The organism is Thalassospira alkalitolerans, assembly GCF_002115745.1.
Classification (GTDB): domain Bacteria; phylum Pseudomonadota; class Alphaproteobacteria; order Rhodospirillales; family Thalassospiraceae; genus Thalassospira; species Thalassospira alkalitolerans.
In genome coordinates this window covers 212,752-232,451 of the sequence record NZ_JFKB01000003.1, presented here as the reverse complement: position 1 = coordinate 232,451, position 19,700 = coordinate 212,752, and the positions used below count along the sequence as shown (strand labels likewise).

Genomic DNA, 19,700 nt, shown 5'->3' with positions numbered 1-19,700 from the left:
AGAAAAGTGCCCCGTACCTAAGTACGGGGCCAGTTTGTTTGTCCGGGTGTGTGGACAAGGGAGCTTGCGCAAAAGCGTGAAAAAATCACGCAGTTGCCTGGTTTTCGCTCATCGAGCGAATGGGGTATTCCAGCTTGTCGACGATTTCTTTCGGCACAACCTGCCAGAAATGGCCGCGTTCACGATCCCAATTGTCAAGCATGGTACGTGCAAAACCGCTATCGGTTTCGGTAACATGCTCTTCAATCAGCGAACGACAGACTTCGTCCCAATGCTGGGTTTCAATACGCTGGTAAAGGATGGAACCATCATTGACGACATCGCCAAAGGTTCCCGCCAAATCATAGATGAACGCCATGCCACCGGTCATCCCGGCACCAAAGTTTTCACCGACCGATCCAAGGATCACCGCCGTGCCACCGGTCATATATTCACAACCGTTCGAGCCACAGCCCTCGACAACGACCGTGGCGCCAGAGTTACGCACACAGAAACGTTCCCCCGCCTGACCGGCCGCAAACAGTTTCCCGGCCGATGCACCATAAAGGATGGTATTGCCGATGATCGTGTTTTCGTTGGTCTTAAGCGGGCTGGAAGGCCGCGGACGCAAAACAATGGTCCCGCCCGAAAGGCCCTTGCCAACATAATCGTTGGCATCGCCCTGAACTTCCAGTTTCAAGCCCTGAACGGCAAAGGCACCAAGTGATTGCCCCGCCGATCCGCGCAGACGAACGTGCAGATGGCCGGGTTTCAAACCGGTCATGCCGTATTTCTGCGTGATCAGCGATGAAATACGGGTGCCGATGGCGCGCTGCGTGTTCTGGATATTGTATTGCAACTGCATCTTTTCACCGTCTTCAAGAAGCGCACGCGCATCCTTGATCATCTGGGCATCAAGCGTATCGGGAACCTCGTTACGGCCAACGGTCGTGCAATAACGTGCATGACCACCGGCATCGGCCTGTGCCAAAAGCGGGTTCAAATCAAGGTCAACAAGGTCTTTGGCGCCACGGTGAACCTGCTGAAGCAGGTCCGAACGACCAATGATGTCCTGCAAATTGTCATAGCCAAGCTCGGCCAGAATATCCTTGACCTCTTCGGCCATAAACGTGAACAGGTTCACCAGCTTGTCTGCCGTGCCGACAAATTTGGCCCGCAATGCCGGGTCCTGGGTACAAACGCCCACCGGACAGGTATTGGAATGGCACTGACGCACCATAATACAGCCCAGTGCGATCAGGGATGCGGTGCCAATACCAAATTCTTCGGCACCCAGCATCGCCCCGATCACCACGTCACGGCCGGTTTTGAAACCACCATCAACACGCAGTTTGATTTTGCTGCGCAGGTTGTTCAGCGTCAGAACCTGATTAACTTCCGACAGGCCCATTTCCCACGGAATACCGGCATATTTGATCGAGGTCTGCGGGCTTGCCCCTGTACCACCATCATAACCGGAAATCAGGATCACATCGGCCTTGGCCTTGGCCACACCGGCGGCAATCGTGCCAACGCCCGAACGCGACACCAGCTTGACGCAAACCTTGCACCGCGGGTTGATCTGTTTCAAATCGTAAATCAGCTGCGCCAAATCTTCGATCGAATAAATATCATGGTGCGGCGGCGGCGAAATCAGGGTCACACCCGGCGTCGCATTACGCAATTTTGCGATCTCTACCGTGACTTTAAAGCCCGGCAACTGGCCGCCTTCGCCCGGTTTTGCCCCTTGGGCAACCTTGATCTGGATTTCTTCGCAATTGTTCAGGTATTCGGCGGTAACACCGAAACGCCCCGATGCAACCTGTTTGATCGATGAACGGGCATTATCCCCGTTCGACCGCGGACGGAAACGTTCACGCGATTCACCACCCTCGCCCGAATTTGATTTTGCCCCGATGCGGTTCATGGCAATGGCCAATGCTTCGTGGGCTTCGGTCGAAAGCGCGCCATGCGACATCCCCGGCGTCACAAAACGCTTGCGGATTTCGGTGATGCTTTCGACTTCTTCCTGACGCACGGCCTTGCGATCCGACCGGAAATCAAGCAAGTCGCGCAGATGAAGCGGCTCGCGCGAGCGCAAACCTTCGGAGAATTTCCGGAACGTGTTGTACGACCCGGTCGTAACCGATGACTGCAACGTATGGATCAGCGGCCCGGTCCAGACATGGCGTTCACCCGAACGACGATATTTATAAAGTCCGCCCACCGGAAGCGTCACAACATTGCCGTTGAACGCCTCTTTGTGCTGGGCAATACAGCGACGCTGAATCCCCTGCATACCGATGCCTGAAATGCGCGACGGCATGCCGGGGAAGAATTCCGCCACCAGCGAGCGCGACAGGCCAATACTTTCAAAGTTATAGCCCCCGCGATAGGAACTGATGATCGAAATGCCCATCTTGGACATAATTTTCAAAAGGCCCGCATCAATTGCGGCCTTGAAACGCTGCATGACCTCGGCGGTGCTCCCCACATTGGGGAATAACCCGCGGGCATAACGGTCCAAAAGACCTTCCTGCGCGACATAGGCATTCACCGTGGTGGCACCGACACCGATCAGAACGGCAAAGTAATGCACATCCATGCATTCTGCCGACCGCACATTCAGCGAAATATAAGTCCGAAGCGACGTCTTCACGAGGTGGCTGTGAACACCACCGGTCGCCAGGATCATCGGGATCGCCGCATGATCCGCCGAAATATTTTCATCGGTCAGGATGATATGCAATGCACCACCGCGAACGGCCTCTTCGGCTTCGCGCTGGATACGGCTGATGGCATCACGAACAGCGGTTTTCCCGCCATTGATGTCAAACGTCGTGTCAATTTCGACCGCCGTTTCACCCATATAGCCGCGCATGGCATCATATTCGCCATTGGTCAGAACCGGGCTTTCAAGCTGAAGCAGATCACACTGGCTTTCATCCTCGTCAAGGATGTTACCAAGGTTGCCCAACCGCGTTTTAAGGCTCATGACACGCGCTTCGCGCAAACTGTCAATCGGCGGGTTTGTCACCTGTGCAAAGTTCTGGCGGAAGAAGTGATGCAAACCGCGATAGCGATCCGACAGGATCGCAAGCGGGGTATCATCGCCCATCGAACCGATGGCTTCCTTGCCGTCTTCACCCATCGGATGAAGGATCAGCTCAAGGTCCTCATGGCTCAGGCCCATCGCTTTTTGCAAACGCAAAAGCGTATCTTTGTTCAAATGTGCCGGTTCGATATGTTCTGGCGAAATAAGGTCATCAAGCACCTTGGTGCGACCAACCCATTTCGACCAATCCCGACGATTGGCAAGTTTGTCTTTAAGCTCGCCATCATGGAACAGCTTGCCTTCGGCCAAGTCGATGGCAATCATCTGTCCCGGGCCAAGCCGCCCTTTTTCAAGACAGCTTTCCTCGTCGATATGGACCATCCCGGCTTCGGAACCGGCAATCAAAAGGCCATTACCGGTCACCGCATAGCGCAGCGGACGCAAACCATTCCGATCCGTCCCGCCCATAAGCCATTTGCCGCCATAGGCCGCAAGGGCGGCCGGGCCATCCCAGGGTTCCATAACCGCGTTGCAATAGGCATAGAGGTTTTTATAGCTGTCGGGCGTGGACGCCTTTTTCGACCATGCTTCTGGCACCATCATGGTTTTAACCATCGGCAGGTCGCGACCGGCACGCACCATCAATTCAAACACCGCATCAAGGGCGGCGGAATCCGATGATCCGGGTTGAATAACCGGTTTCAAGTCTTCGATGCTGTCGGCAAAGGCCTCGTGGCCCATACGGGCTTCGTGGCTTTTCATCCAGTTGACGTTACCGCGCAGCGTATTGATCTCGCCGTTATGGGCCAGCACGCGGAACGGCTGTGCCAAGGGCCAGCTCGGGAAGGTATTGGTCGAATACCGCTGATGGTAAACGCAGAAATTCGACACAAAACGTTCGTCGCGCAAATCCGGATAGAACGTATCAACGTCTTCGGCCAGGAACATGCCCTTATAGATCACCGACCGGCACGACATCGAACAGATATAGAAATCCTTGATCGCTTCGGACAGGACGGCTTTTTCAACCCGGCGACGAATGGTGTAAAGGTCGACTTCGAACTGGTCTTCGTCAACACCGTCACGACCACCAATCAGAACCTGCTCGATTTCCGGGCGGGTCTGGTTGGCTTTTTCACCAATCACCGAAACATCCACCGGCACCTGACGCCAGCCAAGAATGCCGTAACCCTGTTTCAGGATTTCGGTTTCAACAATCGCGCGGCAGCGTTCCTGTGCGGCCATATCAATACGCGGCAAGAAGACCTGACCAACCGCAATCAGGTTTTCCGGGGCTTCCTGATTGGTAACCTTCAGGTATGCCTTAAAGAAATCCTGCGGAATTTGCAGGTGGATACCCGCGCCATCGCCGGTTTTGCCATCCGCATCAACAGCCCCACGGTGCCAGATGGCTTTCAGGGCTTCGATCCCGGCTTCAACCACTTCGCGGCGCGGCTTGCCATCAATCGCCCCGACAAGACCAACGCCGCAATTGGCGTGTTCTTCAGCCGGGTCATACATACCATTCGCCGACAGATGTTCAGCGTTCTGTTCAAAACGGGCGATTTCTTGGGCGCCACGGTCATGAATAATCTTGTTCATAACTCTCTCTCCTAATGCGGCAGCGGGATTAAGCAGCAGCTTCTTTGCGCGCCAGCAAATATTCGTCAATCCGATCAGCCGCATCGCGACCATCCCGAATGCCCCAAACCACAAGCGATGCACCGCGTGCAATATCGCCAGCAGCAAAAACGCCATCCAGATTGGTCATCATCGACCGGAAATCGATCTTGACCGTTCCCCAGCGTGACACACCCAATTCCGGTGCTTCAAACAGGGTCGGCAAATCTTCGGGTTCAAAACCAAGGGCCAGGATGACCATGTCGGCATCCATGGTGTAATTCGATCCCTCGATCACTTCCGGACTTTGACGGCCACCGGCATCGGGTGCCCCCAAACGCATTTTAACCGCCCGAACCCCCGTCACCTTGTCGTCGCCGACAAAGGCTTCGGGATTGGTCAACCAGACAAATTCAACACCTTCTTCTTCGGCATTGCCAACTTCGCGCTGGGAACCGGGCATATTGGCGCGGTCACGGCGATAAAGACATTTGACTGATTTTGCCCCTTGGCGAATGGCGGTCCGCACGCAATCCATCGCGGTATCACCGCCACCGATCACGACAACATTCTTGTCTTTGGCGTTTAACGTACCGTCGTCATAGGCTGCAACCGTATCGCCAAGACCAATGCGGTTCGACGTGGTCAGATATTCAAGCGCCGGATAAATATTGCCAAGGCCGACACCGGGCAATTTTAGATCGCGGGATTTATAAACGCCCGTCGCGATCAAAACGCTGTCATGTTTACGGCGCAGGTCTTCAAGCGTCGCATCCCGGCCAACTTCGAATTCGGTGTGCATGATAACACCGCCTTCTTCCAAAAGCTTAACCCGGCGCTCAACAATATGCTTTTCAAGCTTAAAGCTTGGAATGCCGTAAACCAGCAAACCGCCCATACGGTCATAACGGTCATAGATATGAACTTCATATCCTTTAAGGCGCAGCTGCTCGGCTGCGGCCATACCGGCGGGGCCACCGCCGATAATCCCGACCGACATGCCATTTTCCTGGGTCGGCTTTGGTGCCTTGACCCAGCCATTGGCGAATGCGGTATCGGTAATATATTTCTCGACCGACCCGATGGTCACCGCACCATGCGTTGATTGCTCGATCACGCAATTGCCTTCACACAGGCGATCCTGCGGGCAAATGCGGCCGGTCACTTCGGGCATGTTGTTGGTCGCCGACGAAATCGCATAAGCTTCTTCCATGCGACCTTCGGTCGTCAGGCGCAGCCAATCGGGGATGTTATTATACAAAGGACAATGGGCCTGACAGAACGGCACGCCACATTGCGAACAGCGCGAAGACTGATCGGCGGCTGATTGGCTTTCAAAGTCCTCGTAAATCTCATCGAAGTCCGTGCGACGCGCAGAGGCTTCTCTCTTGTGCGGATATTTTTGTTCAAGATGAACAAACTTCAGCATCTTTTCTGTCATGGCGGCCCTCTAAAAGGGTTTTATGTTGCGGGTTGGCTTTTATATACCCGCCGGTTTCGCAAGAATCCAGCACAAAATACAATATAGGTCAATATTACTGACCATTATATCCGCACGACAAATCCGGTTATCGGGGAATTCACAATCCGACACGCTGAAAGAAAGTTTCAATAGTACCGTTTTGGTACTATTATTGCATTTCGCCTGATCAAGCTAAGCTGCTATAAGCGATGAGTTTTTGCCGACAACAGGGATCGAGACCGGGGTGACGTTACATCATATAATTCTTCTGGCCGTCGTTCAGGGGATAACAGAATTCCTGCCCATCAGTTCATCGGGTCATCTGATCCTGACGCCGCTCCTGACAGGCACAGAAGATCAGGGTTTAATGGTAGATGTCGCCGTTCATGTCGGCACCCTTGCCGCCGTCATGATTTATTTCTGGCGCGACGTTCTGGCCATGATCGCTGGATTCTTCGTTCTTCTGTCGGGCCGGATTAACCCCGGTGCGCGACTCGCGCTGCACATCATCCTTGCCACCATCCCGGTTGTCGGAATCGGCTTCTACTTCAAGGTTTCCGGCATCGAAGAACAGTTGCGATCGGTTGAAATCATCGCCTGGACAACGCTTGGCTTTGGCATTGTACTTTGGGTGGCCGATAAAATCGGCATGACCATCAACCGTCTGGAACATATGCGTTGGGGCGGTGCCCTGTTTATCGGCTTTGCCCAGATTATCGCCCTTATCCCGGGCACCAGCCGATCGGGCATCACCATGACGGCCGCGCGCCTGATGGGCTATGAACGCGCCGATGCCGCACAGTTTTCCATGCTGCTGTCGATCCCGGTCATTCTGGGCGCCGGGCTTTTGGCTGGTATTGACCTGCAACAATCGGGCGATATGGCCTTAACCCTGGATGTTCTTCTGGCGGTCGGGCTTTCATTTCTTACCGCATTGATCGCGATTTCCATGCTGATGAACTGGTTAAAGCGCTCCACCTTTACGCCCTTTGCGATCTATCGCATTCTTTTGGGTGGCGGATTGCTGGTCTGGATTTATGGCTTTGGCGGCGGTCCGATTCCCTTCCTCCAATAACGATAACCAATAAACCGACCCCATGCCGGCACGGCGGATCTTTGCCAATGTCGATCCCGGTAACATTGCATTGATCCGCGCGTTTGAAAAATCAGGCGATGCCCGCGAAGGGCAACTTCGCGGCACGACGCATGCCACCCTATCGGCATTCGCGATCCGGTGATCTTTGGATTGATCGCCACCACCCCACAGACCCGCGTCACATGCGGGCCTTACACCGGTCGTAATCCGCCGCCGACCTAAGACTTCCCAACCAATCAACCCCGGCCAACCTGTGGCACTAGTCCTCCCAGACTGGCCCGCCCGACAATACGACCTGCGCCCGCGCCGGATCTTCGGCGGCATATCCACTATCCTCGACAAAGCCCATCAGAAACGGCTCGTGCGATAGCAAAAAATCAAGCGCACCACGCTGAACATCATTGCTGGTGATCCCGACTTTCAGGTCCTCAATCCCCATTCCGGTCTGGGCAAAAAGCCCTTCAAGCAATTCATCATCGCCCGCGATATGGGCAATCGCCCGGATCGCCAGTGTTTCGGCTGCTTCTTTGTTCATGACCCACCTGCCCTGTGACGCATCGTGTTTGAGTATCCAAACCATTCTATCTGGCAAGTGCGCGCCAGATCACAAGCCCCACCCCATCGTCCAATCATATTTAAATCCGCTAAACCTCTAACAAATACATGCCATTACCCGGTGATGCAAAACAGCCCCCTGTAAATTCGAAATTACTACCATACATCAAAGGGGAAGGTATGTTTTTCAGCCTTGAATACACATTGCTTCCCTGAAAACAACCACCTGAACCTTCCCCATACGGAATGAAGCAAAATGATATCACCGATAAAAGCGATACTCATCGGCATTGGGGCCATGTCTTTGATCGGTGCAGATTCAAATGAACATCATCTCATCACCAAAATCACATCCATTCAGCTGGCAGAACGATTGAACACAAGCGACGGCAAGGGTTTCTATGCCGAAATTCTGACCGCTATAACCAAAAACAATCGCTTCAGGATGGATATCCAGATCCAGCCCCTAAAACGTTCGCTGGTCGATTTCGCCGAAAGAAAAGCCGACTGCATATGGCCAATCGACCGAAATCTGATTGTCAAATTGATTGGGGAATCATCAGATATACTCGAAAGCGATTATGTATTCGAGGCAAGCCAGCACATCTTTACAGCCCCCGGGCAACCTGCCATTTCAAACCTGAAAGAACTTGCCGGAAAATTGGTGGGCGTCACAATCGGATCAAATGTTGAAGAAGAACTTCGGGATGCATCCGCCCTGGTTGATCCCGTTCCGCTGCAAGATAATAAAATAAACATGCTCATGGCGGGCCACTTATTCGCAATCATCGGCTGGGCACCGGATTTCCTGATCACTTTTCACGATTTGAAACTTGGGTCACCGCAATACGACAAATCCCTTGTTCTGACCAAGACCCGCAACGCGTTCGTCTGTCACAAGTCACCGGTAACGATCAACTTTCTGAAAAAAATGAACCCGGCAATCAAAGCATTTCGTGTTTCTGCGCAATCCAAAACAATTGCCGAAAAATATGGTGTTTCGCAAATTTTTGGCCACGAAGACATCAGCAACTAACCCTGCCGGTGACGGGCAAAAACCCGTCAAAAAATACGTCACCGCCTGCAATCTGGGAACTTGCCCGGATCATCCGTGTTTGGGCGGCTTCCATGTTGATTGCCACATGTCCTGCCTGCCCGTCACATTGGGTCAGCTAAACCATTTTCCCTTGGCAAGGGATCGCCAAATCACAAGCCCGGCAATCACGATCAAAACGCCGCCAATCATGCCGAAATTCTGCCCCAACAGAACCACAATGCCCCAGAACCCGATTGTACCAAAACCAACAGCAAGACCAAGAAAGGACGCTTTGGTCAGGCTATCCTGATTTTTTTGGGCGGCTTCGGCACGTTTAAGCTCGTCAACAATCTCGTACCAGGCGATCTGCTGCCAGCGAGAATATTTAAGTCCCTTGCGCGGGCCTTTGCGCAAAAATTCGTCAAGCAATTTGACGATATTGTTCGCGCGTTCTTCGGGCACGACATATTTGCCGAACCGTTCTTTCTTGCGCGGGCCTTCGTCTTCTTTTTCGGCGTCGATATCGCTCACCCAACCACTCCGCTCGTTACCCCCATATTCGGGCTATCTTCTTGGTCATAAGCGTTTCTGATTTATATCCGGTAAACCGGCCTGCCCAAACCAGCCGGGCCATCAGACTTTACGCCAAGTCACCGACATTGGCAGAGTGAACCTATTCAAACGCCACAAATCCCCCACCCGTTACACCGCAGATGGTTCGATGGCGTAATGGCGCGACAGCTAGATGGCCCAATATGGCCTAGCCTTATTCCAACCTGAAGACACGTCAAACAAGACAATCAGGCTGATCACGACGATCATTACCGCCTTTACGGTCTTTGCGGTCTTACAACCGGGAAAAAACGCCGCACCGCGTATTTTTCAATCTCGACAAGGACAAAGACCGATGCCGCTGTCACCACAATCGCCACCCATGCCATGGCATCCAGCGCCACCGTCTTAAACAAAAACTGCATCGGCGGTGCATAGGTGAACAAAAGCTGGAACCCAATCACCAAGAAAATGGCAAGCAGAACCGACCGACTGCCAAAAATCCCGGCAACGTTAAACGATGACGCCCTTAAGAAACGTGCATTCAACAAATAGAAAACTTCAAACATCACCAGCGTATTTACCGCCGCCGTCCGCGCCAGTTCCACCGATGCGCCCTGTTGCCTTTGCCACAAAAACATTCCAAACGTCCCGACGACCAGGATCATCGACACGAACAAGGTCCGCCATACCAAAAACCGTGACAAAATCGGTTCATTGCGCGACCGCGGCGGGCGAAGCATCACATCACGTTCCGCTGGCTCAAATGCAAGTGCAAGAGCAAGCGTCACCGCGGTGATCATATTCACCCACAAAATCTGTACCGGTGTAATCGGCAACATCTGGCCCAATGCAATGGCGGCGACAATGGTCAAGGCTTCGCCGCCATTGGTCGGCAAAATAAACATGATCGATTTTTTCAGATTGTCATAAACCGTCCGGCCTTCTTCAACCGCATGCGCGATAGAGGCAAAGTTATCGTCGGCCAGCACCATCTCGGCGGCTTCTTTTGCGGCCTCAGTACCTTTAACGCCCATTGCCACCCCGACATCGGCACGTTTCAGGGCCGGGGCGTCATTCACCCCGTCACCGGTCATCGCCACCACATGCCCCAATGATTGCAACGTTTCAACCAACCGCAATTTATGCTGGGGACTGGTGCGGGCAAAAACATGGGTATCGCGAATTCGCATCGCGAGTTCGTGATCATCAAGCTGGTCAATATCATGACCGGTCAAAACCACATCGGTATTGCCCAAGCCAAGCTGGGCGGCAATGGCGCGCGCGGTCAAGGCATGATCACCGGTAATCATTTTCACTTCAATACCGGCAGACCGGCATTCCGCCACCGCTTTGATTGCTTCGGCACGCGGCGGATCGGCAAGGCCAAACAGACCGATCAAAGTCAGATTTTTCTCGACATCGCCAAACCGTAATTCTCGATGGCTGTTCAATGCCGGACGCGATGCCAGCGCAAGAACACGCTGCCCCCGTGCGGCGATTTCTGCCATCTGCGCTTCCCAATACGTCCGGTCAATCGGCTCGTCCTGATCATAGCTGCGCTGCTGATCACACATTTCAAAAATGCGTTCCGGCGCGCCTTTGACATAGATAAAGCCCTGCCCGTCGTGATTGTGATGCAATGTCGCCATGAACCGATGCTCGGACTCAAAGGGAATAACATCGCTGCGCGGGCATCGCATGGCTTCAAATTCCGGGTCCAGCCCGGCCTTCATCGCCACCACAACCAGCGCCCCTTCGGTCGGATCACCGTCCACAATCCATTCTTCGTCAACCTGACGCAGCCCGGCATCACTGCACAGCAAAACCCCGCGCGCCATTTCCGACAAAAGCGGCCGATGATCCAGCGACACCGGCGCGTCATTTAAAACAAATTCCCCGACCGGCACATAACCGACACCTTTCACCGAAAACAAATGGCGGCTGGTGGCGATGGATTGAACCGTCATTTCATTGCGTGTCAGCGTGCCGGTCTTATCCGAACAAATCACACTGACCGATCCAAGCGCCTCGACCACGGGAAGGCGGCGAATAATCGCCTTGCGCCGGGCCATGCGCTGCACGCCGATGGCCAAGGTAATCGTCATGATCGCGGGCAGGCCTTCGGGGATTGCCGCAACCGCCAGCCCCACCGCACCGATAAACATCTCGGCGGCTGAATTGCCATAGACCAAAACGCCAAAGCCAAACGTCGCGGCGGCAATAACAAGGATTGCCGCCATCAACCAACGGCCAAAAATCGTCAATTGCTGCAAAAGCGGCGTGGTCAGGGTTTGAATTTCGGCCAGCATGGAACTGATGCGGCCAATCTCGGTATGCTCGCCGGTGGCGACAACCACCCCGGTCGCCTGCCCATAAGTCACCAATGTGCCCGAATAGGCCATTGATGACCGATCCCCAAGATCGGCGGTCTCGGCCACCACTGCCGGGTCTTTCTCGACGGGCAGGGATTCACCGGTCAATACCGCTTCCTGAATTTGCAGGGTCTTCACCCGCAAAAGCCGCAGATCGGCGGGGACCTTGTCCCCCGATTGCAAATAAACAATATCGCCGGGTACCAGGTCTTCGGCCGGAATTTGAATTCTTTTGCCGCCGCGCATCACACTGGCATAAAGCGACAGCATCTTTCGGATTGCTTCAAGCGCGCGCTCGGCCTTGCCTTCCTGAATAAAGCCGATCACGGCATTAATCACGACAACCCCGGCAATCACGGTGGTATCAACCCAATGTGCCAATGCCGCGGTGACCAAGGCCGCCCCCAAAAGCACATAAATCAGGACATTATGAAACTGAAGCAAAAACCGGATTACCGGCCCGCGTCGGCGTGGCGGACGCAAAACATTCGGCCCAAAGGCCGCCAAACGTTCTGATGCCTCTTTATCGCCAAGCCCCTTCGCAGCCGCAACGTTCTGCCGATCCAGAACCGCATCAACCGGCACTGCATGCCATGCAGTGCCCTGTGGCGGAAGGTCTTTATGCTGATGATGATTGGAGTCTTGCACCGGGCCATCCATTGGAAATCTTACCACGCTATAATCAGGAACCAGCTTCTTCTCTGAAGTCTGGTGTCATTGACTATTGTGGCGCAACAACCACTGACAATGCACTGATTAGAATCAAAATTGCTGCCGTCATACCTGCGTATTGTCGGCAGCAACCCACTGGCAATCGTCAGCAAACCTGTCGATCACATAACTAAATTACGATCAAACCGGGATCGGATTGACGCATGGCAATACGATGACATTTCATCTTGAGTTGCAAAATGCATGGTCGCCCATAATGATCGCGCCTCAGGCAACAACCAATGCCGTAATGGCAATCACACCAAAGACAATAAGGTGAATCATTGATGACTCCTGTCAGCAAGGAACAAAATCGTTCCGATCAAACGCGGTCAGGTTGCGTTTGTTGCAAAGCTATACATACCAATCTGGGTTATTTGATGGCGTCGGACCGAACATGCGCCCACACCGGGCAGTGCCGTTAACCGGCCCCGATAAACAGGATCAGACAAAAAATGGAATGGTGCGGGCGGCCGGACTTGAACCGGCAAGGTCTTTGAGGACCGGCGGATTTTAAGTCCGCTGCGTATACCAATTTCGCCACGCCCGCAAAACGTGTTCCAAACCGGCTTTGCACCGGAATTTCCACTTGGCCGATCAGGTTCTAGCGCGGCTTTAAAATCGGTGCAATACCGGATTGTCTGTTTATGCCAATCGCGATTATCCAAATCAACGATCTGCGGGTTTCCCGTCAAAGATGCCATTGCGCCACAAATGCCCGTCTTTCACCATATTGCCCCCATTTTTTATCGTGATGATGCCAATGGTCCCAATGGATTTTTGATATCAAAACAGGCATCCCGGTCAAATCGTGAAGCGGCGCACCTACATTTCACTGGTCATTGCAGCATGTCTGGCAATCGCCATACTGGCCCCTTTTTCGCGCCGGGAAATCGTCCCGAATGCCAATGCTGGCAACGGCGACAGTCGCCCGGATGCCCCGATATTGCGCAGCGAAACCCTAAACCGGACCGGCAATCAAAAACGTCACATTGACCGTCTCTATCAAAAAATGGAAACCGACATCGTCGGCAGCATGCTTGAACCGCTGTTTCTTGACGATTCCATCCCGCCTTCCGAACAACCGCCCAATGCGCTGGCACTTGGTACCGGGGACGCCACCACGATTGAAACATTTGGCGGGCGGTCGGCCTTGGCATCAATCGCCCGAAAACTCGATTTCGACAGCGCCAATGGCACATTCCCCAACCAGTCACGACGCCGCGCCACCCCGATCAGCATCTGGGTCCATGGCAGTCAGGCCGATATCGAAAACCGCGTTTCTGAAACCGGCTATAATCCGGGGCTGAGTGGCGATGTGATTTCAATTGATACCGGGGTAGATTATCTGGTCGATGACAGCCTGATTGTCGGGCTTGGCATCGGCTGGGGCAGCGTGCTCAGCGAAGTCGCCGCCCGTCAGGTGCTTTATCGCGAAAACAATGTCACGTTTTCCCCCTATTTCGTCTCGCGCATGACCGAATGGCTCAACATCCGGGGCAGTCTTGGCATTGGCAGCAGCACCATCGCCCAATCGGCCATAAATGGCGGTGCCAACGATCTTAACTACGCCGAAAGCCTTGATAGCGCGACCTTGTCCAGTTCCATCGGTTTTGGTGCAGAATACGATCTTGGCTTTGTCCCCGTCACGCTAAGCATCGATGGCGATATGATCACCGCGCGCGAAAAATTCGAAACCGCACGTGCCGCCGATGGCACCATGGTTCCGGCTCGCACCGCCCTAAGCCAGCTTTTCGATACCACGGCCGAGGCCCGCTATGATCTGGTTTTGGGCGATCATCGTCTTGTGCCCTTTGCCGGACAGGATCAAACCGTAACCCTGATGAACCAGGGCTATGGCCGGTCCACCAACCGGCGCTATTTCGCCGGCAGTGAATATACCTATGACCCTTGGCAGTTTGGCGTATCGGTTGAAGGTTTTCGGGAATTTTCCCCCAATGTCGCCCCCCTCGAAGGGATACGGTCAGAAATCACCCTGCAATCTGAACTTCCCTATGGCTATGGCGTGCTAAGCCCCTATGTAAACGGCGAAACCACCGGCACCTATCTTCAAATGGCGGGCGGGATTACCCATGACTGGGGCACCATCCCCGGACAAATGAGCATCGAATTTCAACGCAAACTGACGTTCGCAACCGAACACAACAATTTATCGGGATTGCTGACTGTACATTTTGACTTCTGACCGATTAATCGCCCATCGCCATCTTGTGGCTTGGCGTGGCCCCGCTGTGCGGTTAGGGTGCAGAAAGATTACAAAACCGCCAAATTCATCAGGTCTGCGCCATGACACAATCCGATCAAGATGCGCCAAAAAATGCGCCTGAAAATGTGACTGAAACACCGACTCCGCCGGTGTTTGACCGCATCTTTCAAAAGCAGTTTATCGATCTGTTGCTGTGGCGGCGCGATGTGCGCCGGTTTCTCACCGACCCCATCCCCAAAACCGATATTGACGATTTGATCAAGGAAGCCTGCCTTGCGCCCTCTGTCGGCAATTGTCAGCCCTGGCGCTTTGTAAAGGTCAATGACAAACACCGCCGCCGCGCCATCCGCGACAGTTTTGAACGCGCCAACCAGGAAGCACTTGACGATTATCACGGTGAACGCGCCAAACTTTATGCATCCCTGAAACTTCAGGGCATGGATCAGGCGCCGATACAGCTTGCCGTTTTTGCCGACGAAGAAACCGAGGCAGGCATGGGATTGGGCCGCAAAACCATGCCCGAAATGCTCGATTATTCTGCCGTCGCCGCCGTGCAACTGTTGTGGCTGGCAGCCCGCGTCAAGGGGATCGGGGTGGGCTGGGTATCTATTCTGGAACCTGAAACCGTGCTTAAAACCCTTGAAGTGCCGGGTCATTGGCGTCTGATCGCCTATCTGTGCATTGGCTATCCCGAAGAAGATCACGTTGTACCCGAACTGGTCCGCGAAGGCTGGCAGGATCGGATTGATCCCTCTGCCCTGACGCTTGAACGCTGATCGACTCGATCAAAACCAAAAGGAAATCAGGATGCCCACCGACAAGGATCAACCGGCCAACCCGGAACAACCGAATCAGACCGCCCGAAAAACCCTGCCAAATGGCCATTATTTCAAAATCATGGGCTATTTGCTGACCGCCGCTTGGGTCGGTTACATTCTGGCGATTTCCGGCGGTGACACCAGCCACCCGATGTTTGATTATATCTTTGTCGTGCCCTTGGCCTTCTGGATCGGCGGCATGATTGTCGGCAAAATCCTGCGCGCCAAAAGCGGCGCAGATCGCCCATAAACAATGCCCCAAAAAATGAACAAAGGCGCTGAAATCAGCGCCTTTTGTCATTTCCGGTCTTTATCCCGGCCATTCCGGTTTCGCTCATCGCGATAGGTATCATCATCGGAAAAACTGCCCAGCCGCATCACCCCCATGGCAAGGCTGATGCCGCCAAAGGTGATGAACAGGCCAAAAAACAGCAAAAAGATAAACATCGGCGCATCGCGTGACGACATGGCAAGGCTGTAAATCCCGCCAATATCGAAAAACAGCACCAACGCCCCAAACACCAGCGCCCCGAACCCGCCATAAGCGGTATGCTCGATCATAAACTTAACGATGGATCGCGCTTCGCGGGCGGCCTTACTGTTGCGTACAGTATCGTCGTTATTGTGGTCATCTGTGCTCATGATCTCTCCGACGATTTGTCATTACAACCAGCATAGCCGCGCCATGATCTTTGGAATATGACCAATCGCAATCTGCGTCTTAAGCTCACGCCCCTAGGACGAAACCGGCCCGCTATCTTCAATAACCTCGCGGCCCTGATCAACAATCACCGCACGAATACGCTCGGACGCCAGATCAACATCCTTGGCTTCTTCGCCGCGCACCACCAATGTCGTGCCCAATTTTCCTTCGCGAAGGAACGGATAGGAGCCGATATCGGTATCGGGGAAATCATGCTGAATGTCGCCCAGAACCTTGGCGATTGATCCTTCGGGGATATATCCCCCCACCGAACGCGATACCATCGGGCGCCCACCGGTCAGTTGATGTTTAATCCCCTGGAACATCGCCTGCATGATCATCGGCACACCGGCCATGACATAGACATTTTCCATACGGAACCCCGGTGCCTTTGATACCGGATTATCAATCAATTCCGCCCCGACCGGAATATGCGCCATGCGCAGCCGCGCATCATTCAGATCGGCCGGGTTTTCATAATGACTTTTCAGCAATGCGTGCGCCTTGGCATTTAGCTCAATCTCGACCCCAAAGGCCCGCGCCACACAAGGCGACGTAATATCATCATGGGTCGGGCCAATGCCGCCAGTGGTAAAGACATAATCAAACTTTGCCCGGCATTCATTGACCGTCTCGATGATGGTGGTCTCGATATCGGGAATGACCCGCGTTTCCGCCAGTCGAATGCCAAGCTTGTTCAGTTCTTCCGCCAGATACGGCAGGTTCTTGTCATGCGTCCTGCCCGACAGGATTTCATTACCGATAATAATCAAACAGGCCCGAACCGGATCAGACATCACAACCCTCACAAACTTGAACTCGTCATTTATCATCCCGCCAAATACGACGGATGATCACAGAAAATCGCGCAACATCGCCACAAGCGGCACATCGGCCGGGGGCATCGGATAATCCTTCAGCCGGATTGGCCGCACCCATTTAACCTGCTGGCCTTCCATCGGGGTAATCTCCCCCTTCCAGACCCGGCACAGATAAAGCGGCATCATCAGATGAAAATCATCATAGGCAAATGACGCAAAGGTAAACGGTGCCAAACAGCTTTCGGTGATATCAATGCCAAGCTCTTCCTTAAGCTCGCGCACCAGCGCCATTTCCGGCGTTTCCCCGGCCTCAACCTTGCCACCGGGAAATTCCCAAAGCCCGGCCATGGATTTTCCTTCGGGACGTTGTGCAATCAACACCCGATGATCCGCATCGACTAATGCCACCGCACTGACAAACACGGTCTTTTCCGGAATTTTACCTTGGCGCAAGTCAACCGACATGCAGCCCTTATTTGGATTTTCTATGCTCATGCGATTGTTTTATCCTCCATACCCGCTTTCGCCAAGAGGCGCATCACGAAGCGAAAATATGATCGGGGATTTTACCTTCAAAATATCGATCATAAGCCGCAACATATGCGTTTTCCAGATGCCGCGTATAGGCTTCGGAATCAAACAATGGCACGTCAAAACGCGTGTCGATCAATTGTTGGCGAATTTGGCCAAGCCGTTCGGGGTTTTCCACCAGATCAATAATCAATGCTTCGTATTGGGCTTCGGTTTCGGCCACCAGTTCGGGCAAGCCAACCGCACATAGCAGGCTGGCGGCAACGCGCGCGGAAAAACTGTCCCCGGCCTTGGTCACGATTGGCAATCCGGCCCAAAGCGCGTCACTGGCCGTCGTATGCGCATTGATATTAAACGTATCAAGGAACAAATCGGCATGCTTGTGCCGCGCAAGGTGTTCCGGCTCTTTTAATCGCTCGGCAAAGACGATGCGGGTCCGATCAATCCCGCGGGCTTCGACCTCGCGAAGCAGGTTTTCCTGAACCCCTTCATTGGCGCGTAACAGCCAAAGAACACTGTCCTCATATTTGGCCAAAAGTCGCATCCAGATATCAAACTCGTTCGGCGATATCTTGTAATTGCTGTTGAAACTGCAAAAGACAAATCCCGTTTCGGGCAGGCCAAAATCGCTGCGCGTTGTCGATGTTTCAGGGATGATCCGGTTACGATCATTGGGCTGATAGCTATCTGGCAGATAGATCACCTTTTCGGTATAAAACGGCCGCTGCTTTTCGGGAATAATCACCTTGTCGGCAACGATATAATCCATGAAATCAGCGCCGATTGTCCCGGGATACCCCAGATAATTGATCTGGATCGGCGCCAGCCGATAGGCGAAAAGCCCGGTGCGCCCCTGACGGGTAAAGCCCTTCAAATCAACGGCGATATCAATTTTCTGTTGTCTGACCGCGGCAACAATCTGCGGGTCCGAGGCGGTCGTTATATCGACAAAACTGTCAACGATACCTTGTAACCGGTCGCGCTTAACCCCTTGTTTGACCGTGCCATAGCTATAGGCATGGATTTCAAACTTTTCGCGATCATGATGTTCCAGCAAACCAATCATCAGGATCAACGTCGCGTGATCATGAAAATCGGCTGAAAAATATCCGATCTTGATTTTATCGGGTTTTGTCACCGGCCGTTCGGGCAGGGGCAATGCATTCACATGGTAGCGTTTCTTGACAATATTGGCCGCACGCTTTTGCTGGCGCTCCGCGTTGTCATCATAGGACAACATCGAAAATGGCTCGACCGCATCGCCGTCTATCCCGATACGCGATGCAAGCTTCTCAAACTCGGCAATGCCCGACCAATCACACAGCAAGGCCTGCATATAAAGCTTCTGCGACAGGGCGGGCATATTTTCGCCCTGCACCTTGGCGGCAAAGCCAAAGCTTTGCTGGGCCGCACTGATCTTGCCTTTTTGGAAGAACGTATTGCCCAGATTATAATAGGCCTCGGCATAGTTTTTGTTGGCCTGGATTGCGCCAACAAAATACTTCTCAGCCGTATCAAGCTTGCCCAGCTTGTGATAAATCCCGCCGATACTGTTGTATCCTTCGGCATATTTCGGGTTGGTTTTGATCGCATTGGCAAAGGCTTCCAATGCCGCCTGATGACGTTCCTGCTGATACAGCAAAACCCCCAGATTGGCGTGCGCCTGGGTAATTTCCGGCGCCAGTTCAACCGCCTTGCGAAAGCTCTGCTCGGCAAGTTCGAACTTCTTCAGAACAAACGCCGCCGCCCCGACCAAATTCCACACCACACCGGAATTTGGCGCTTCCTTGACAAGCGCATTTGCCGCGTCAAATGACGCCTCAACCTGCCCGCTATCAAACAGCCGCCGGACCTCGGTCACTTTATCCTGCAACGATCCCTTGCCCATAACGGCGGCCGGATCACGAAGCTCGGCCAGTGCCTTTCGGGCGCGTTCATTTTTCGGATATGACGTCAGGAAGTCTTCATAAAGCTTGATCGCTTCATCCTTTTGGCCCTGGCGTTCCAATGTTTTCGCCCGGCGTTTCACCTGATCAAATGAAAGCTTCAAACCCTACTCCCCGCATCACGCACTCTTTGGCCGCGTCCCCAACCGAAAACCCGACCCTCTGCAATTTTATGGCAGCTATCATAAACTGCCTTGCCAATTGATTGGTCAG

At 53.5% G+C, this 19,700-nt stretch carries 15 protein-coding genes and 1 tRNA gene; 6 read left to right on the top strand and 10 right to left on the bottom strand.

What is annotated here, in order from left to right; all coding sequences use genetic code 11:
• Positions 1 to 85: 85 nt before the first annotated feature.
• Together gltB and TALK_RS06045 are read right to left on the bottom strand one after the other, a co-directional pair.
• The gene (gene gltB, locus TALK_RS06050) at positions 86 to 4,636 is read right to left on the bottom strand and encodes a glutamate synthase large subunit (RefSeq protein ID WP_085616897.1); all 4,551 of its coding nucleotides are present in this window, start codon (positions 4,634 to 4,636) and stop codon (positions 86 to 88) included.
• Positions 4,637 to 4,664: 28 nt separating this feature from the next.
• Positions 4,665 to 6,095, bottom strand: a complete 1,431-nt coding sequence (locus TALK_RS06045; RefSeq protein ID WP_085616895.1) for an NAD(P)-dependent oxidoreductase — start codon at positions 6,093 to 6,095, stop codon at positions 4,665 to 4,667.
• Between the two features lie 265 nt (positions 6,096 to 6,360).
• On the opposite strand from TALK_RS06045, the gene TALK_RS06040 reads away from it, so the two are divergent.
• Both TALK_RS06040 and TALK_RS22080 read left to right on the top strand, forming a co-directional pair.
• Positions 6,361 to 7,191 carry an undecaprenyl-diphosphate phosphatase gene (locus tag TALK_RS06040; protein ID WP_169714960.1) on the top strand — a complete coding sequence of 277 codons (831 nt, stop codon included), beginning with the start codon at positions 6,361 to 6,363 and terminating at the stop codon, positions 7,189 to 7,191.
• Positions 7,192 to 7,213: 22 nt separating this feature from the next.
• Positions 7,214 to 7,354, top strand: a complete 141-nt coding sequence (locus TALK_RS22080) for a hypothetical protein (RefSeq protein WP_169714959.1) — start codon at positions 7,214 to 7,216, stop codon at positions 7,352 to 7,354.
• 117 nt (positions 7,355 to 7,471) lie between these two features.
• On the opposite strand, the gene TALK_RS06035 is transcribed toward TALK_RS22080, so the two are convergent.
• Positions 7,472 to 7,747 (bottom strand): DUF3572 domain-containing protein, encoded by a 276-nt coding sequence (locus TALK_RS06035; protein ID WP_085616891.1) that lies wholly within the window; start codon positions 7,745 to 7,747, stop codon positions 7,472 to 7,474.
• A gap of 318 nt (positions 7,748 to 8,065) precedes the next feature.
• Here TALK_RS06035 and TALK_RS06030 point away from each other — a divergent pair, with 318 nt between their 5' ends.
• Positions 8,066 to 8,803, top strand: coding sequence for a substrate-binding periplasmic protein (locus tag TALK_RS06030; RefSeq protein WP_169714958.1), 738 nt, complete (start codon positions 8,066 to 8,068; stop codon positions 8,801 to 8,803).
• Between the two features lie 132 nt (positions 8,804 to 8,935).
• Here TALK_RS06030 and TALK_RS06025 read toward each other — a convergent pair whose 3' ends face one another.
• From TALK_RS06025 to TALK_RS06015, 3 genes are all read right to left on the bottom strand, one after another.
• Positions 8,936 to 9,334 carry a hypothetical protein gene (locus tag TALK_RS06025; RefSeq protein WP_085616887.1) on the bottom strand — a complete coding sequence of 133 codons (399 nt, stop codon included), beginning with the start codon at positions 9,332 to 9,334 and terminating at the stop codon, positions 8,936 to 8,938.
• 299 nt (positions 9,335 to 9,633) lie between these two features.
• Entirely contained in the window at positions 9,634 to 12,378 is a 2,745-nt protein-coding gene (locus tag TALK_RS06020; protein WP_245829712.1) for a cation-transporting P-type ATPase, read from the bottom strand.
• Between the two features lie 524 nt (positions 12,379 to 12,902).
• Positions 12,903 to 12,991: transfer RNA gene (locus tag TALK_RS06015), tRNA-Leu, on the bottom strand.
• Positions 12,992 to 13,252: 261 nt separating this feature from the next.
• Between TALK_RS06015 and TALK_RS06010 the strand changes: the two genes are divergently transcribed.
• The 3 genes from TALK_RS06010 (at position 13,253) to TALK_RS06000 (ending at position 15,736) form a co-directional block, all read left to right on the top strand.
• Positions 13,253 to 14,647 carry a hypothetical protein gene (locus TALK_RS06010; RefSeq protein ID WP_085616884.1) on the top strand — a complete coding sequence of 465 codons (1,395 nt, stop codon included), beginning with the start codon at positions 13,253 to 13,255 and terminating at the stop codon, positions 14,645 to 14,647.
• A gap of 101 nt (positions 14,648 to 14,748) precedes the next feature.
• Positions 14,749 to 15,444 (top strand): 5,6-dimethylbenzimidazole synthase, encoded by a 696-nt coding sequence (gene bluB, locus TALK_RS06005; protein ID WP_085616882.1) that lies wholly within the window; start codon positions 14,749 to 14,751, stop codon positions 15,442 to 15,444.
• Positions 15,445 to 15,475: 31 nt separating this feature from the next.
• A complete protein-coding gene (locus TALK_RS06000; RefSeq protein ID WP_085616880.1) occupies positions 15,476 to 15,736 on the top strand; it encodes a hypothetical protein in 261 nt (86 codons plus the stop codon).
• Positions 15,737 to 15,783: 47 nt separating this feature from the next.
• Here the strand turns inward: TALK_RS06000 and TALK_RS05995 are convergent, their stop codons facing one another.
• From TALK_RS05995 to TALK_RS05980, 4 genes are all read right to left on the bottom strand, one after another.
• The gene (locus TALK_RS05995; protein ID WP_085616878.1) at positions 15,784 to 16,128 is read right to left on the bottom strand and encodes a hypothetical protein; all 345 of its coding nucleotides are present in this window, start codon (positions 16,126 to 16,128) and stop codon (positions 15,784 to 15,786) included.
• A 93-nt stretch (positions 16,129 to 16,221) separates the two neighbouring features.
• Positions 16,222 to 16,986: a competence/damage-inducible protein A gene (locus TALK_RS05990; RefSeq protein ID WP_085616877.1), complete on the bottom strand. Its 765-nt coding sequence runs from the start codon at positions 16,984 to 16,986 to the stop codon at positions 16,222 to 16,224.
• 57 nt (positions 16,987 to 17,043) lie between these two features.
• On the bottom strand, positions 17,044 to 17,475 hold the full coding sequence (gene mutT / locus TALK_RS05985; protein WP_085617136.1) for an 8-oxo-dGTP diphosphatase MutT: 432 nt from the start codon (positions 17,473 to 17,475) through the stop codon (positions 17,044 to 17,046).
• Between the two features lie 73 nt (positions 17,476 to 17,548).
• Positions 17,549 to 19,591, bottom strand: coding sequence for an O-linked N-acetylglucosamine transferase family protein (locus tag TALK_RS05980; RefSeq protein ID WP_085616875.1), 2,043 nt, complete (start codon positions 19,589 to 19,591; stop codon positions 17,549 to 17,551).
• Between the last annotated feature and the right edge of the window lie 109 nt (positions 19,592 to 19,700).